This window comes from Fodinibius salipaludis (genome assembly GCF_002287075.1).
Taxonomy (GTDB): Bacteria; Bacteroidota; Rhodothermia; order Balneolales; family Balneolaceae; genus Fodinibius; species Fodinibius salipaludis.
On sequence record NZ_NSKE01000006.1, the window covers coordinates 1 to 17,019 of the forward strand.

Sequence of the window (17,019 nt, forward strand, 5' to 3'; positions counted from 1 at the left end):
GGTCATGCGGGTAGTTGCGGGCCCAGTTGATCAGTTTGTCTGCTCGTGTGGGCACCTCCCGCTGTTGCACTTGCTCCCCAGTTGGGTCAATGGACTGTATGACGGTATTGCTTGCATGAATATCCATTCCTGCGTAATGTGTCGTAGTATTCATAAGAGGACCTCTCTGTATGGTTGGAGTTGAATGTGGATTCTACCCAATCTACAGGTGTCCTCTTTCTAATGCATAATACCGGACGCACCTCGCCGGACGCACCTCGCCGAATCTTTTTCGGGTTCGTTCGCTTCTTCTCTTATGCTTTTCAACGCTTCTTCAACAAAGTATCGCTCATTAGCTAAATCATATCCATACTCATCTTCGGCACTATCAAACCCATGCAGGGTTTTAATCAAAAGTATTTCAGCTCTTCTAATTGGTTTTAGTTTTCGCTCACTTTCTTCTGTATTCTTACTCATAATGTTACATTTAGGTTCGTGTTGGTGTTTGGTGCAGGTTATGCGCTACGTCGTTATACTGCGCGTCGGCCATTACAGCTTGTCCAAAAATTTTGCGGCCGTTTTTTGCTTCTCTTTTAGCTGATAACAGCTCCGATTTTTAGCCCATGTTTGTGGTGTGCTTTTTCAGAATTACGAGGTTGCACCAGTGCCAATTTCAAATTTCGCATTCTTGCCCTCGTGGTTGGTGACGTATTCTTGCTTTTACGGCAAAATTCCCGGTGCTCCTGCTCGTTTCGAAAAGCCTGGTTCTCGTGTGCCACCGGCCTCCGCGGCATTTTCTACAATTAACAGCTTCTGGTTTTCCTGCTTCTATCAAAAGAGTTGCTGTGTTCTCATCTTTCGCCCCAGTATAACCCGCGCTATCAGCGGACAGGCCTCGCCACCGGTTGCCTCCCTTCCATTTATTAGTTAATCTTTCGTTTTACAACGAATTCAACATTCGGCGCCTGCAGCTGTAGCGCCATATCGTTAGGTACAGTTAAGAAATATGGATACAAAATCTAAGAAGAGAGAAGTTTGGGGATTTAGGATATCAATTATTGCAATAATAATATCACTTTTATCAGTAGGGATTAATTATTGGACATACTATGAATCTCAGATGGACCAATTAAAAGTAAAACTCGAATCCACAGGAATGTCTGATGTCCCTGTAGTTTTAGAACACCATGAATCATTACCAAGTTTAAACCCATTGGAAGACTACATAGTATGCCAATTCACAAACATCGGAAATCGTCCAATCTCCATAACTGATTTTTTCCTTACAGAACTAAAAAATGGTGAAGAATATGGATTTGGGTTAATGAATCTTGGATTATATAATGACAATTTTGAAGAAATTTCATTACCCATCAATCTGGATGTAGGTGAAAGTACCAAAAGATATTTAAGAATAACTTTAGATATCGATTCTACTTCTTATGCAATACTCAGGGAAAATTTTGAAGTAGGAAAAACTTATTCAAAATCAAAAGTAGTAGAGTATTTAGCCAAAGAAAATGGCATTGATATTTATGGGAATGAAGTTAAATACAGCAAAATTGGAAATGGTTATTCAATAAATAAGGGTATTATTGGCCAGGGTAAATCCCAAACTGTGATAGCTTATTTTAAAACTGGACGCGGTTATTTATTTGAAGATAAATATAGGACTAAGAACTTTTAGTATCACTGTACCTAACCCGCGCTTCAACTGGGACGTGCCTCGCCCTTTCGGTGCCGATTTTGGTTTAGGTAATTTCTGTAGTACATTTTGTTTTTCATTCAACACTACTGCGCACGCCCCTTATGCGCAATGAACTGTGTTTAAAGTCAAGCAGCCAATGCCTTTTTTTCTTCAAATGGTTCGCACTTACTACCTACGGCAAATGCCTGTCGCAGCAACTTATGTGCAATAGCCACTTTAATCACTTTTTCTGGTTTTCCTCTTTTCTTTAGTCGATCGTACATTTTCTTGCAGGCTGGATTGCTGTGTTTTGCGGACCAGCTGCACATATACAGCAGCTTCCGTAGTTGTGGGCAGCCTAATTTGCTAATACTTCCACGGCCCCTAACCGACGTTCCGGACTCCCATATCCGGGGGCAAATGCCCACGTAGCTGGCCAGCGTTCTGGCGCTATCGAAGCGACCGAATCCATCGGTAACTGTTACCAGCTCAATAGCTGTTTTTTTGCCAATGCCAGGGATGGTTAAAAGCGCTTCCATAACCTCCTCGTAATGCTCCTCAGCCAACGCTTCCATACGTTTATCAATACGGGTAATATGTTCCTGGATCTCCGTTTGCATCTTCCGGTTTAGCTCATTTACCATGGGCTCAACATCCTTATTTTGGCTAAATGCCTCGGCCTGCCCAGTGAGAATGGCTTTCTGCCGCAGGAGCCCTTCCCGCATGGTCATTAGCTTTTTCAGGCCTTGTCGGGCTTTAGAGGGAGGACACCACAGCTCCGGTTGTTGATCAATGCCATACTGGGCAATTAACCCAGCATCTTTGGCGTCTGTTTTGGTTCGGGTCAGCTTCATCTGTCCGTAGCGCCGGATAACCAGTGGATTTACGACACTAATTTTTATGTCCTGCTCATATAAATAGCTGGCCAATCCCAGGTAATAAGGGCCGGAGGCTTCCAGCACCACTAGGGGATCGTCTTCAATCCATTCGCTTAACTGCTTCCATCCGGTTGGGTTATTAGGAAATTGACCAGCAAGCCTGCGGGTCGAGCAAAAGCAGTCAACCCATTCTTTTGAGATATCTATACCAATAGTGTTCATCGCTTCGTATATTTTAAATACGTGAAGGTGAAGAAGGTTTCCGTGTCCAAATCCATCCTGCATACTGGCTCGAAGCCTACTGTGGCTGCCGGTGGTTACACGGTGGTGGCAAATGGGCAGGACAATCATTGCGCTCGAGCTCTATGGCTCAATGTCGTCTTACTGGTTCCCTGCCCGCCACCAACCTTCCGTTTGAAGGAATATCTACGAATCAAAAATACCAGTCAATACCAAGTGCTTTAAACATAGGATGTCGTTATACTGCGCGTCGGCCATTACAGCTTGTCCAAAAATTTTGTCCGGTATTTTGCTTCTCTAAAATGGGTTAAGACGTCGGCAATTTTGGCCCAGTTTTCCGGCTGCCACTTTTGGGCCAAGAATCTGCACCAGTGCCACTAAAAGTCAGACTTACTTAGTTTTAATTACTATATTCATTACAAAGAGATGTCGGTGATGGACTATTGATGTCTATTAATTTACTAAACGGGAAGAGAGATGGGAAGATTAAAGAAGGGTATTCGCCTAACAATAATCTTTATTCTTGCAATTGGATATAGTTTAGCGAATGCACAGCAAACCATACCAAGATTTGAGCCTGGAAAATGTCCATTTGAAACACAATCTCCACTCGATGGCTTGGAATGCGGCAAGCTCATCGTCTATGAAAACCGAGACGACCCTGCGGAGGGTACATTGCATCTGGCTGTGGCAATTCTCCACAGTTACTCAGAAAACCCAGAACCTGATCCGCTTGTCTTTCCTGCTGGGGGGCCTGGCAATGCTAACGTTGTAAACACGCCGAGGTACGCCAGCTGGGACTTTTTTAACCAATACCGCCAGCAGCGAGACATCATTTTATATGACCAACGAGGCACAGGCTACTCCGACCCGGCATTCTGTCCAGAACTTAATCAGCTACTTTCTCCCATGGACTATAGCGGTGACGATCCGGAACAGGTCCAAGATCGAGTCGTGTCAGCCACACAAGACTGCCGTGATAAGATGCTAGCTCGAGGAGTGGACTTTTCCCGGTATAACAGTGCTACCAGCGTGAGTGATCTCAACGATTTGCGGAAAACATTGGGTTACCAGCAGTGGAACATCTTGAGCGGTTCCTACAGTGCCCGACTCGCACTAACGGCCATGCGCGATATGCCGAAGGGCATCCGCAGTGTGATCTTGGATGCTACGAATCCGCCGAACGTGCGGAATTGGGTGCAGATTCCCCAGAATTTTAGGCGATCCCTGAATCTGGTCTTCGAGCAGTGTATGATCGATGAAAGCTGCCAGGCAGCATTCCCTGAACTCGAATCCAATGTCTACAATACCATTCAAAAATTGGAAGAAGACCCCATTGTGATGGCTATGGAGGATACTACCCGGTTCCCGGAAGGCCGGGTAGTTCTCGATGGGGACCTCTTTATCGAGGCACTTTTCGGCGGATTGTACAACCGCAACTTTATTCCGTTAATTCCATTGTTCGTTAAAGAAATTCGTGAGAGTAACACCAACTTGATCCAAGCCCTCGTTAATCAGATGGCCCCTGTCACACAGGGACCCCGCAGCAATAGTCGAGGCCTTCAGTATGCCGTATACTGCTTTGAGGACCTGCCTTTTAACCCAAAGTCACTGATTGATTCTGCCCAAAATAAGTATCCCCGCCTCCGTCCATGGTACTCATCCGGAGCTCCTCGTTGGAATCGTCATGCGATTTGTGAGGAATGGCATAATGTCCATGCAGACTCTAATGAGTTCCAACCGGTACACAGCAAGATCCCTGCACTGATCCTGGCAGGCGAATTTGATCCTATAACTCCCCCGTCTTATGGGAGGATTGCAGCCAAAACACTTCATAATAGTTCGTTTATCGAAGTACCGGCGCTGGGACATGGCACCATGACATACAACCAGTGCACCCGGGATCTGGTAAGCATATTCCTTGATTCACCATCAGAGCCGCTTGATACCAGCTGTGTTACTGATCTCCCGCCTGTCTCATTTATTACAGATGTACATATCAACGGGGGGATCTACCCGATGGCCCAACAAATCAAACAGGGATCAGGTCCGCCGTTCTTAGCCGGATTGGGATTGATAGGATTACTCCTGCTTACCGGTGTTCTCACGTGGTCCATTGGGCATATTGTAAAACGTTTACGTGGAAAGAAACTGGAATCAAAAAGCATGCACAAAATTGCCAGATGGGTTGTAACTGCCGCCTCGCTGTTAGGATTAGGTTTTATTATTGGATTGGGATATGCCATTCAGCATACAGCATCTGTCAATCCATTGATTCTGGCCTTTGGCCTGATTGGTAGCTACTCATGGGTTTTTCTGTTGCCGTGGCTCCTTGCAATTCTAACCCTGGTGTTGATGGGATTTGCAATTACGGCATGGCACAATAAATGGTGGTCAATACTACACCGTTGTCATTTCACTCTAATAACACTTGCCTGTATTGGATTAATCTCTTTTATAGGTTTTTGGGATCTGATGTAGACCTCCTTTAAAGGCAGTATAAAAAGGCGCATTAAGCGGACGTGCCTCGCTCTCCTACGCTTCAAAACCAAAGCTTCAGTGAGCATGCCTGTGCCGGTTTCGATTTTGTCAGATACCGTAATACATTTTCAAACTGATTTGGCGCTGTTCTGCACGCAGCTTATGTGCCATGTCGTTATACCGCCATTTCAAATATCGAGAAAACATCGTAACTATTTTCTTTAAAAAGAGTATATCAATTAGGAGATATTTCTACTTTCTAAACCAATATTATTAATGCTTGTAAATACAATTCCATGGGAAAAATAATTTTTGTCCTATCATTAATCCTTTTCATTAATTTCTCAGCAAAAGGTCAGAAGACGTCAACATATTATTGCCCTCCTTGCAATTGCCAAGCCCATGAAACTAACGAACATTTTAAAGAGAGCGGTGCTTGCCCCTATTGTGGAATGAGCTTAATACAAGCTCACAATTCAACTGATCCATCTATATCGTATCAAGAGCTATTAGAATACGAAGGCAAATATGAATACGTCTCTGGATCAACATTAAAAATCATGGCATCGTCAATGGATACTACGCTATATGCGGTTATAGACAAGGCTAAATATCCGTTGTATCATGTAAAAGATGATAGCTTCACTAATATTGATGATACTCCAGTTATTTTTCAGAGAAACGATCAGGACATTATCAATGGCTATACGGTTAATGGACAGTTGTTTGAACTGATTACCACCGATATTGAAAAATTGGTGATGTATCCTCGTAAAGAGTTGTTTAATCATCCTGAGGACTACACCTATCAAATTCCCAAAAGAACGAACGATGGCTTGGAAGTCAGGAATATCAACAATGCTTTTGAAAAGCCCGGACTTATCAAAAAAATGGTTAAGCAAACTATTAAAGGCAAATATCCCGATGTTCACAGTATCTTAATTTACAAAGATAACACGTTGGTACTTGAAGAATATTTTTATGGATATGACATAAACACTCAACATCAACTGCGTTCAGCAACAAAGGTATTCATCGGATCACTTGTAGGCTTGGCAATAGAAGCAGGTGCGATCGGTAGCGAGCAGGATCAACTCTTGCCTTATTTTAAGGATGAATACAAGAGCTTTGATCATATGGGCAAGCAAAAAAAGAGCATTACCATTCAGGACTTTTTAACCTATCGTCATGGCCTGGATTGTGAAAACAACAATCCGGAGAGTGAGGGAAATGAGCAGCAAATGATGGAAAGTGCCGACTGGGTAAAATACACACTCGATCTTCCAGTAGTTCATCAGCCAGGAGAAGTATCATCTTATTGCACGGGAGCAGCATTAACCTTGGGACGGCTTGTTGAGCTTGCAACAGACAAACCCCTGGAAGAGTTTGCTGATGAACATCTCTTTAAGCCTATGGATATTACAAACTACGACTGGCGGTTTGACCCTGACTCTTCAAGCCGGCAAACGTTTAGTCAAATGTACCTTCAACCCAGAGACCTTGTTAAGCTCGCAACGATGTATATGAATGGTGGAAAATGGCAAGGTAAGCAAATTCTTCCTGAAAACTGGGCACGGAAAACATTTGAAGTATATACATCCGAATTTGGCTACTTATGGGAACACAAATATTTTGTTATAGATGGGAAACAATACAATTCCTACATGGCATCGGGTAATGGAGGTCAAAAAATAAATATTTGGCCCGACTACAATATGATCACAGTTTTTACTGGTGGAAGTTATAATTCATATGAACTGTATGGGAAAAGCACTCCACCAAATTATATGATCCCCAAGTATATATTACCGGCACTTGATTAAGCTGGTGTTATAATGTTGGGAATCTTACATCATTAACTTTATATCTCCTACTTGTCAATAGAACACTTTCTGATTCAAATAATCCGATGTAAACTAATGAATTAACTCTGTTACCTTATATTCTTTTTAGATTCCTATATAGCTATTTCATTTAACTAAGATCTGAAAGTGTTTTTTGAATTGCTTTGAAATTGGGCAACTCACTGGAATCATCTAATATTTCTTGAAATCTTATGGTCCCCTGCTTGTCAACAACAAAAGATGCTCGTTTGGAAACACCCTTCATACCATAATAATCATCGTATAATGCATTATACTTTGTTGATACTTGTTTATTAAAATCACTCAGGAGCGTAAAATTTAAGTTTTCACTTTTTTTGAATTCTCGCAGGCAGAAGAAACTATCCACGCTTATTCCAATTATTTTTGCATCAAGAGAATTGTACAATTTCATATTATCCCTTGCGGTACAAAGTTCGTTGGTACAGGTGTTGGAAAATGCAAGGGGAAAAAATAGTACCACTACGTTTACTTTCTCCTCAAAATCGGAAAGCGTTACCTCTTCCCCTTCTGTATCTTGCAAAGTGAAATCCGGAGCCTTAGAACCTATTTCCATAGTCATAATAGATTATGTAGTATTTGCAGCTACTTGTGTTTCCGTCTGTTCATATCCAAAAATACTAATTATCATGGCAGCACCTACCAATAATTTCCATATCCATTGGTAGGAACCCTGAACTTCTGAAATGCTCCAAAAGAGGATATAAGAAATAAGAAATATAATTACTCCAGCAAGAATAAATGCGTATTTAGGGCGACGGTACGTATAAATGGAGTACATTAAGAATGCTACCGTAATAGCTCCTCCCTGGTAAATTATTAACAACCATGTCTTAATCGCATATGTGTCTTGTACCAGTAAATAAGAAATAACTATTAAAAGAGGCAGAGCCGTATAAATCATTGGGAATTGTGCAAAAACCGGTTTCGATTCCCGTATAAAAATAGCCAACGAGCTAAGAACGAACGCAAGGCTTGTGATATGTCCCCATTCAACAATAAATTCAGAAGCAACAGTTACATTGGGATCTGCCATCAGGTGATTCAAAAGAACGGAAAACTGCATAACGGTAAAGATCATGGATGCGACAGTTAGCCCAAGAAACTTAAGGCGGCCCCTTTTATTTGTCAGAGCAAAAAATTTAGCGGCAACATATCCACTGATAATCAATAGTAATACTGTTGCCCAGACCATAAATGTTAGTTACCAGTCTTGTTTTCGGTGGGATGTTGATCATTGCGTTGTGAGCGACGTTGTTCAAGGTCTCGCTGCTGCTTTTTTTCCTGGTTATAAATACGTACCTGATCAGCGATATCCTTTAAAATCCCTCTTTCAAAGCGAATCATTTCTTGCATTAAGTCGAACAGCAATAACTGATTATCATCTCGGTAAACAACGGTCTCCCAATCAATTAAAGAAATATTTTTAATTGAATTCACAAGTCCAGCTCTATGTTTGGCTATTTTTTTAAGGATCTTATGTACATTCTTTAATTTTTCTTCATCTTTCTCAAAATCTTCTTTGAAATGGGTAAAGTTATCGAGGTGAGTAGGACGAGGATTATCAATGGCCTCTTCCATGATCGGTCGATAATAGGAAGTTTGGGCGTGATCGATAAACAACAACATTTCTGCTATTGAACGTCCGTCTGGAGGAGTTTTAGAGTAAGGCACATCATCAATCACATATTGCATAGCCTCTGCCTCATCCTGCAGATATGAGGCATCGTCAATCAAACGGTCAAGTTCATCCTGTGAGATTTCCCGGTCAGTCATGATTTGATTATCTCACCCATTCAGATTCGGGCTCCACATTGTCATTATGACGTTGTTGTTCAAGCATTTCCACAAGTGAAAGCCCGGAATGGAATTCTTCATCTCTGTCACGAACAGAATGAATGTTATTTTCTTCCTGAAAATCCCAGAACTGACCAAATTGACGATTTTTGTATTCCCGCAAAAATTCCAAACGGTCCTGAAGATCTTCTTTGGGAACCAGTAATCGTTCTTTATCGTAAATAGCCTCTTCCCTGGATTCAAAGACAATATCATAATCCTTACTCATGACGATCGCCTCTTCCGGACATACCTCCTCACAATATCCACAGTAGATGCAGCGCAACATATTGATTTCGAAAAAATCGGGATAGCGTTCTTTGGGATCATCTGAATCTTCATTGGCCTGCATACTGATGGCCAACGGCGGACAAGCACGTGCACACAATCCGCAGGCAACACAACGCTCTTTGCCATTATCCTCAACCAATACTGGGCGTCCACGAAATATAGACGGAGGGTCCCATTTTTCTTCGGGATACTGCAAAGTTATTTTAGGTTGGAACATCTGCTTAAGCGAATACCATAACGCTTTAAATATTTCGGGCAGATACAAATTTTCCAGAAAAGAAAAAGAGCGCTCTTGATCAAACTGTTCATTAAGCGCGTTAGCTCTGGGTTGCTCTAAATTTTTGGGTGTTGGCATGAGTATGCAATTAAAATTGGTTGTTGCTCAACGTAACATCGCTGGAAAAATAACTGATTCAACGATTCACGTCAAAAGGAATATCAATTATTTCTGAACAAATCTCATAGTTATGGGAACGCCGGTAAATTCAAACTCTTGTCTGATTTTATTTTCAATAAAACGTCGATAACTGGCCGGTAGCTCCTCTGGCTTATTCATAAAAAACTTAAAGACCGGAGGATTCGATTTAACCTGGGTGCCATATTTTATTTTTAGCTTAACTCCACGCCGAACCGGTAATGATTTTTCTTTTAATATGCGTTCGATAAAATCGTTTAAATCTGATGTTTTTATCGTCTTTTTTCGTTCTTGCAATACCTTATCGGCAATATCAATCACCCTGTGGATTCGCTTTCTGTTCAGGGCCGAAATAGATACAATGGGAATATATTTCATCATCGGCACGCGACTATAAACATATTCTTCGAACTCCTTGTGGACATTGGTATCTTTCTCGGGTACCAGATCCCATTTATTGAGTACTATTACAATGCCCTTGTTATATTTTGCAGCGTCCCGCAAAATACGCTTATCCTGCTCTTCAAACCCACGCATAGCATCGAGCATTATTAAGGCAACATCGCACTCTTTAAGGGCTCTGTCAGTTCTAACGGTACTATAGAACTCTACATTCTCCTTAACCTTGGCTTTCTTTCGAAGCCCCGCGGTATCAACGAGAATATATTCTTTTTCATTATAAATAAGTTTACTGTTGATAGAATCACGGGTTGTTCCGGGGATGTCGGTCACAATACAGCGTTCATCATCCAGCAGTGCATTAATGAAGCTACTTTTACCCACATTGGGGCGCCCTACCACCGTTAATTTGGGGATGGATGTTTCGGGTTCATCCTTTTCCTTGGGCAGTAATTTCACAACTTCATCGAGCAAGTCCCCTGTCCCCCGGCCACTTAATGCCGATATGGGATACAATTCTTCAAAGCCCAGGGAGTAGAATTCTGTGGCGTTCAGTTCGCGTTCCTCATTATCAGCTTTATTCGCTACCAATAATACGGGTTTTTCTTCCTGCCTAAGCAGTTGTGCAACCGATTGATCGAGGCTCGTAATTCCGGCCTCAGTATCAACGACAAATAGGATAACATCAGACTCTTCAATAGCAATATGAATCTGCTCCCGGATACCCTGAATCATCACGTCCGTTTCATTCGGCAGGTATCCGCCAGTATCAATAACATTAAAATCACGGCCATTCCAGAACGATTCACCGTAATGTCGGTCACGTGTAACACCGTATTGATCATCAACAATAGCTTTACGACTGCCGATAAGTCGATTAAAGATAGTAGATTTGCCTACATTAGGCCGCCCTACGATAGAAACTACAGGGAGCATGTGGTATTTATTATTTATATTTTACTTTCAATGATAAGCCACAAAAATAACGAATTTAACTGTCAAAGTAGAGTATAAACTCAATGCTTGAAACCTTTTATAATAGCTTCGGATTTATCGGTTCTATCACAGTCGCATTTATTATTTTTATCGCTTTTATTTTCTGGATGGCCGGCATAGCTGGTCTTTCTCAGCTACCGGAATCGCGCAACAAGAATATAAAACTGGTCTGTTCTATATTTTTTCCTCCCTACCCTATCGTCTGGCTTTTTGTTGATATGTATCGACAGAGCCACCTTATGAAGGAAACTGATATTAAGTAGGTATGGCTTCCGGAAAACTCTTTTCTCGACAACGGCAAACGGATATTTTTTTAGGTAGCCTTCGAGGTAAGAGTCGAACAATTTCCACTTCTTTCGATAAACTTCGCGATGCGGCTAAAAAGCGGATGTCGAAAGAGGCCTTTGCTTATGTTGCCGGATCAGCGGGAGGTGAAGCTACCAAAATCTCCAACCGGTCCGATTTTAATAAGTGGAAAATAACGCCGAGCATGCTTAACGATGTTTCGGAATGTAATACCGATATCTCGCTATTTGGGAATCACTATCCTGTCCCCTTTTTATTAGCACCAATTGGCGTGTTAGATATGGCTCACCCGGATGCGGACTTGGCTGTAGCCAAAGCTTCTGCCGGTGAAGGGGTGCCTTTTATATTTTCCAGCCAGGCTTCGGTTGATATGGAAACCTGCAGCTCGGTAATGGGCGATTCCCCCCGTTGGTTTCAGTTATACTGGAGCACATCCAACGACCTCGTAGAGAGTTTTGTGCAGCGTGCAGAATCCTGCGGATGCGAAGCCATTGTGCTTACTCTTGATACAACCATGCTTGGATGGCGTCCTCGCGATCTGGATCTCGATTACCTTCCTTTTTTACGCGGACGGGGAATCGCACAATATACAAGCGATCCAATTTTTCGGGAATTAATGAAAACTTCGCTTGGAGATGCTGACGAGCCGCCCAAACTCACCTGGAGCTCGATTAAGGCCCTTATCAAAATGGCAAAGAATTATCCCGGCGGATTTTGGAGTAACTTATTTTCTGAAGAGCCCCGAAGAGCCGTTAAAACTTTTATTGAGTGTTATTCACGTCCCTCTTTAACGTGGGATGATCTCTCTTTTTTACGGTCACTTACCGATTTACCAATCCTTTTAAAAGGTATTTTGAGTCCCGAGGATGCGCGCAAGGCTGTTGAAAGGAATATGAACGGGATTATTGTATCAAACCATGGTGGACGACAGGTTGATGGCGCTGTTAGTGCTATTGAAGCATTGCCGAAAATTGCTGCTGAAGTGAATGGAGAAATCCCCATATTAATGGACAGTGGTATTAGATCCGGCAGTCATATGTTTAAAGCCATCGCTTTAGGGGCTGATGCGGTATTGCTGGGACGTCCTTATACCTATGCTCTTGCCATTGCCGGTGAACAAGGAGTAAATGAGATTATCCAAAACTACCGTGCAGATTTTGAATTAACGATGGCATTATCGGGATGTATATCGGTTGATGAGATCAACACTGATCGATTACAATCGGCCTGACATTCAATTCGAATTCATCTTTTTATTTTTACCCTCACAAAGATATATTCCATGCTTTAACAGGGGCATCCAGAATTATTTTTAACGTACCGTATTTATGCTTAACGAACCGTCATTTGTACCACAAAAAGTTGGCTGGATCGAAGTTATATGTGGGGGGATGTTCAGTGGTAAAACCGAAGAGCTGATCAGACGTGCCAAACGTGCCCATATTGCTAACCAAAAAGTGGTGGTGGTAAAACCAAAGGTTGATGACCGCTACGATGAAGAAGATGTGGTCTCGCACAATCAAAATGTATTACCGGGTTTGGTAGTCGATACAGCTGATCAAATCATACTGCTTACCGGAGAAGCTGAAGTTGTCTGTATTGATGAAGCCCAATTTTTTGACAAGCAATTGATGAATGTAGCTAACACTTTGGCAAATGATGGCAAAAGAGTGATTGTAGCTGGTCTTGATATGGATTTTGAAGGACAACCCTTTGAGCCTATGCCCCAGATGCTGGCCATTGCAGAATATGTTACCAAACTCCATGCTGTTTGTGCCGAAAGCGGAACGATGGCTCATTACTCTCAACGGGTCGTGGAAAGTAAAGATCGGGTACTCGTCGGTGAAACAGATGCTTATGAACCCCGCGCAAGACATTGTTATCGCCCTCCTGTTGATAAACGAAGAGGAAAGCCAATACAACCAATCCAGAAACAAGATAATATGAAAGAACAAAACGAATCATGATTGACATATTTCGTGGTATGATCGGAATGGCGGTTATTATCGGCATTTCAATATTATTTAGTAAGAACAGAAAACATATTGATTGGCGCTTGGTTGGTACCGGCCTGGGGATACAGTTTGTTTTGGCTGTATTTATTTTAAAAGGTCGGCAAATGCAAGAATATTGGGCACCGTTAGGGTGGCCAAAAGATTTCTTTAGCTGGGTGTCTTCCTTTTTTGTAATCGTGTTAGACTTTACAACCGAAGGGGCTGAATTTATTTTTGGTGATTTGGCAAAAAGTCCCGGCATGGAAGGAAGCATGGGTAACTTTTTTGCCTTCCAGGTATTGCCGACTATCATCTTTTTTGCTTCACTTACTGCAATATTATACCACTATGGCATTCTGCAACGTATTGTAAAATACATGGCTAAAGGAATGCAGAAAGTGATGGGGACTTCAGGAGCTGAATCATTAGCAGTTATTTCAAATATCTTTGTGGGTCAAACCGAATCTCCCTTGGTAATTGAGCCTTATATTAAAAAGCTGACCAAATCCGAGCTGTTGGCTGTAATGACCGGCGGCATGGCCACTATTGCGGGTGGTGTTATGGCTGCATATGTGCAAATGTTAGGCAATTCCTATGCCCAGGCACATGATGTGGCATTGGATGTGGGTCGCTTAATGTTTGCCGAACAATTGTTGGGAGCAAGCTTGATGGCCGCCCCCGCTGCCCTTGTTATTGCCAAGATTATGTATCCCGAAGTAGATGAGCCGGTAACCAAAGGAGAAGTTAATATGAGTGTAGAAAAAACAGATGCTAATGGTATCGATGCTGCCGCCAGCGGGGCCGCTACAGGCCTTAAGTTAGCCGGAAATGTTGGAGCTATGTTACTGGCTTTTATCGCGTTATTGGCTATGGGTAATTATTTCTTGGAAAGCCTCGGTAGTTTTACTGGTATTAATGCAATGATTACAGACGGCAAGTTGACCATCGAAAGGGTCCTTGGTTGGATTATTGCTCCCATTGCATTTGTTGTGGGGGTTCCCTGGGAAGATGCTATTAATATGGGATCTTTACTGGGGACAAAAGTGGTTTTAAATGAATTTGTCGCTTACCTGCAACTGTCAGATATGGTGAGTGCCTCCGAAATTAGTGATAAAACTATTAGAATGGCTACCTTTGCCCTGTGTGGATTTGCTAACTTTTCATCCATAGCTATTCAAATTGGAGGAATAGGTGGACTTGCTCCGAGTAGAAAATCTGAGTTGGCTGAGTTTGGTTTGAAAGCCGTATTGGCCGGTACCCTCGCGAATCTAATGACGGCTACAATTGCCGGAATGTTATTCTAACTGATTATGGGATTACGTAAATCATATATAGTTTGTCTACTGGCTATTCTCGTAGCAGGACTATCTTTTATTTTTATCTCTTGTCAGCAAACAACCCATCAAAATACCGACGATACGCTTGCACGAGTCGGTAATGAATATTTAACAATTGATCAGGCGGTTAATAATATCCCAGAAGCTGTTTTATCCGAAGATAGTGTAAACGCTTTAACAAAATACCGGGAGAACTGGATTCGGCAACAATTGTTGCTCCAGGAAGCAACGCGGCTTGGGTTAGATCAAAAACCAGAAGTACAACAAAAAATTGAGCGGGCACGAGAGGAAATTTTACGTCAGGCATTAAAAGACTATGTCTTGGCTTCTGAAGAAGACGATATGCAAATAACAGATGAGGAAGCCCGAACCTATTATCAAGCCAATAAAGAACAGTTTGTGCTTGAGGAAGATTTTGTAAAATTTCGTCATATGCGTACAAAAACCATTAAAGAAGCCCGTAACGCCCGACAAGATCTGTTAGATGGGGTGCCCTGGTCCGAAGTTGCTCATACCTATGCCATCAACCCTTCTACTGTTATAAGCGAGTCTGATCAGTACTGGCCCATATCAATGGCAGCTCAGGATATTGATATCATGCACCGATATCTTACTGTTATTGGACAAAGTGAAATTTCCCCCATCCAGCGGGTTGACGGCGTGTATCATTTTGTACAATTAATTGAAACCCGATCTGAGGGTGATCACCCTAACTTAGAATGGCTTATAGAACAGATCAAAGATTGGATGATATTGAATAATCGACAACGAAATTTCAGTTCCTATGTTAAGAATCTTTATCTTAAGGCCGAATCGAATAATGAAATAGAGACTTTTAACGTTTTACCTACTAAATTTAATCGAAACTCAACGCTTCAAGATACCCTTGAAAACAACTCAACGAATGAATAAAGCCTATATACTGCTCTTTTTTGTAGTTTCATTAATTTTAACTCCCCTCTTATCACAAGCACAAAATCAGCCATCTGATAAAAAATTAGATCAAATTGTTGCTGTTGTAAATGATCATATCATCCTCAAATCGGATGTTGACCAGGAAGTACAACAGTATATGATGCAGCTTCAGCAGCAACGGAATCAGCAGATCTCGTTTAGTAAAGAAATTTGGTATACCGTATTGGAAAATATCATTGATCGTCATGTAATGCTTGATCAGTCTAAGCGTGATTCAATTACGGTTTCTGACGATAGAGTGGATCAACAGATTAATCAACAGATAAATTCTTATGTTGAACAAGTGGGAAGTGAGCAAGCGCTGGAAGAAGAAATGGGACAGAGTATTGTCCAAATTAGGGCTGATTTGCGCGATAATTATCGTGAACAGATGATAGTACAACAGTTTCAGCAGCAAAAACGGGGAAATGTTTCCATAACCCGACCAGAAGTTGAAGAGTACTTTAATAAGATCCCACAGGATTCACTGCCAATGATCCCTGAGCGTGTAGCAGTATCACAAATTGTTTCCGTCCCTCCTCCCTTGAAAAATGCCAGATCCGAAGCTCGAAAATTGGCTAAACAACTTCGTGATTCGGTACTAAATCATGGTAAGACAATTGAAGAAATGGCCAGAAAATATAGCGACGGTCCTTCCGCTTCCTCGGATGGTAAATTGCCGATGATGTCGATGGATGATTTTGTTGCGGAATATTCTGCTGCCGCCTCTGCCCTTGAGCCCGGTGATATTTCTCAGGTTGTAGAAACAAGTTTTGGCTTTCATGTTATTCGGCTTAATAAACGTCAGGGCGATCAAATTGACACCAATCATATTCTTATTGAAGTTGATGACAAAAGCTATGATGATGAGGCTGCTAAAGAGGAATTGAAACAAATCCGGGATTCTGTTTTAACAGATGAAAACATAACCTTTGCCAAGATGGCCAGACGTCACTCGGATGATCCTAATACGGCACCACAGGGTGGTCGAGTGTTAAATCCACAAACTGGTGAGCGACTGATTGCCCTTGAACAACTTGATCCTGCCCTTTATAGAATTGTGCTTTTATTGGATGAGGTCGGAGATATTTCGGAGCCAAAATCTTTTACCATGGGCGAAGAAAATAACTCGCAGCGTGCCTTTCGCATTGTTCGCCTTGATCGACAGATTGAAGAACACAGGGCTAATTTAAAACAAGATTATACCCGTATTAAACAGGCTGCCCTACAAGAAAAACAGGCAAAGCATATGAGCAAGTTGTTGTCAAATTTACGTAAAAAGATGTATGTAGAGTATAAAATCACGATTCCTGAGCGCTACAAAAACACCAACTTTTAAGCAG

General features: G+C 41.9%; 16 protein-coding genes. 9 read left to right on the forward strand and 7 right to left on the reverse strand.

The features are described 5' to 3' along the window. Positions 1–219: 219 nt before the first annotated feature. A complete protein-coding gene (locus tag CK503_RS08860; RefSeq protein ID WP_095606452.1) occupies positions 220–456 on the reverse strand; it encodes a hypothetical protein in 237 nt (78 codons plus the stop codon). Positions 457–985: 529 nt separating this feature from the next. Here CK503_RS08860 and CK503_RS08865 point away from each other — a divergent pair. Continuing rightward, positions 986–1,666, forward strand: a complete 681-nt coding sequence (locus CK503_RS08865; RefSeq protein WP_095606453.1) for a hypothetical protein — start codon at positions 986–988, stop codon at positions 1,664–1,666. Positions 1,667–1,812: 146 nt separating this feature from the next. Here the strand turns inward: CK503_RS08865 and CK503_RS08870 are convergent, their stop codons facing one another. Beyond that, positions 1,813–2,895 carry an IS110 family RNA-guided transposase gene (locus CK503_RS08870; protein WP_095606454.1) on the reverse strand — a complete coding sequence of 361 codons (1,083 nt, stop codon included), beginning with the start codon at positions 2,893–2,895 and terminating at the stop codon, positions 1,813–1,815. A gap of 366 nt (positions 2,896–3,261) precedes the next feature. Between CK503_RS08870 and CK503_RS08875 the strand changes: the two genes are divergently transcribed. Together CK503_RS08875 and CK503_RS08880 are read left to right on the forward strand one after the other, a co-directional pair. Beyond that, the gene (locus tag CK503_RS08875; RefSeq protein WP_095606455.1) at positions 3,262–5,265 is read left to right on the forward strand and encodes an alpha/beta fold hydrolase; all 2,004 of its coding nucleotides are present in this window, start codon (positions 3,262–3,264) and stop codon (positions 5,263–5,265) included. Between the two features lie 296 nt (positions 5,266–5,561). After that, positions 5,562–7,088: a serine hydrolase domain-containing protein gene (locus CK503_RS08880; protein WP_217988388.1), complete on the forward strand. Its 1,527-nt coding sequence runs from the start codon at positions 5,562–5,564 to the stop codon at positions 7,086–7,088. A gap of 151 nt (positions 7,089–7,239) precedes the next feature. Here CK503_RS08880 and CK503_RS08885 read toward each other — a convergent pair whose 3' ends face one another. The 5 genes from CK503_RS08885 to der all read right to left on the reverse strand — a co-directional run bounded on the left by CK503_RS08885 (position 7,240) and on the right by der (position 11,025). Continuing rightward, a complete protein-coding gene (locus CK503_RS08885; protein WP_255233372.1) occupies positions 7,240–7,704 on the reverse strand; it encodes a redoxin domain-containing protein in 465 nt (154 codons plus the stop codon). Between the two features lie 12 nt (positions 7,705–7,716). Continuing rightward, a complete protein-coding gene (locus CK503_RS08890; protein ID WP_176466263.1) occupies positions 7,717–8,229 on the reverse strand; it encodes a hypothetical protein in 513 nt (170 codons plus the stop codon). A 119-nt stretch (positions 8,230–8,348) separates the two neighbouring features. Beyond that, positions 8,349–8,924 (reverse strand): hypothetical protein, encoded by a 576-nt coding sequence (locus tag CK503_RS08895; protein ID WP_095606459.1) that lies wholly within the window; start codon positions 8,922–8,924, stop codon positions 8,349–8,351. 7 nt (positions 8,925–8,931) lie between these two features. Then, on the reverse strand, positions 8,932–9,630 hold the full coding sequence (locus CK503_RS08900) for a NuoI/complex I 23 kDa subunit family protein (RefSeq protein WP_095606460.1): 699 nt from the start codon (positions 9,628–9,630) through the stop codon (positions 8,932–8,934). A gap of 87 nt (positions 9,631–9,717) precedes the next feature. Then, positions 9,718–11,025, reverse strand: coding sequence for a ribosome biogenesis GTPase Der (der, locus tag CK503_RS08905; protein ID WP_095606461.1), 1,308 nt, complete (start codon positions 11,023–11,025; stop codon positions 9,718–9,720). Between the two features lie 83 nt (positions 11,026–11,108). Here der and CK503_RS08910 point away from each other — a divergent pair, with 83 nt between their 5' ends. The 6 genes from CK503_RS08910 (at position 11,109) to CK503_RS08935 (ending at position 17,015) form a co-directional block, all read left to right on the forward strand. Next, entirely contained in the window at positions 11,109–11,348 is a 240-nt protein-coding gene (locus CK503_RS08910) for a hypothetical protein (protein WP_095606462.1), read from the forward strand. Between the two features lie 2 nt (positions 11,349–11,350). After that, positions 11,351–12,622, forward strand: coding sequence for an alpha-hydroxy-acid oxidizing protein (locus tag CK503_RS08915; protein ID WP_095606463.1), 1,272 nt, complete (start codon positions 11,351–11,353; stop codon positions 12,620–12,622). A 97-nt stretch (positions 12,623–12,719) separates the two neighbouring features. Beyond that, positions 12,720–13,358 (forward strand): thymidine kinase, encoded by a 639-nt coding sequence (locus CK503_RS08920; protein ID WP_095606464.1) that lies wholly within the window; start codon positions 12,720–12,722, stop codon positions 13,356–13,358. Continuing rightward, positions 13,355–14,689 (forward strand): NupC/NupG family nucleoside CNT transporter, encoded by a 1,335-nt coding sequence (locus CK503_RS08925; RefSeq protein ID WP_095606465.1) that lies wholly within the window; start codon positions 13,355–13,357, stop codon positions 14,687–14,689. The genes CK503_RS08920 and CK503_RS08925 overlap by 4 nt, the downstream gene beginning before the upstream one ends. 6 nt (positions 14,690–14,695) lie before the next feature. Continuing rightward, positions 14,696–15,634, forward strand: coding sequence for a peptidyl-prolyl cis-trans isomerase (locus CK503_RS08930; RefSeq protein WP_095606466.1), 939 nt, complete (start codon positions 14,696–14,698; stop codon positions 15,632–15,634). After that, positions 15,627–17,015: a peptidylprolyl isomerase gene (locus CK503_RS08935; RefSeq protein ID WP_095606467.1), complete on the forward strand. Its 1,389-nt coding sequence runs from the start codon at positions 15,627–15,629 to the stop codon at positions 17,013–17,015. The genes CK503_RS08930 and CK503_RS08935 overlap by 8 nt, the downstream gene beginning before the upstream one ends. Positions 17,016–17,019: the final 4 nt, after the last annotated feature.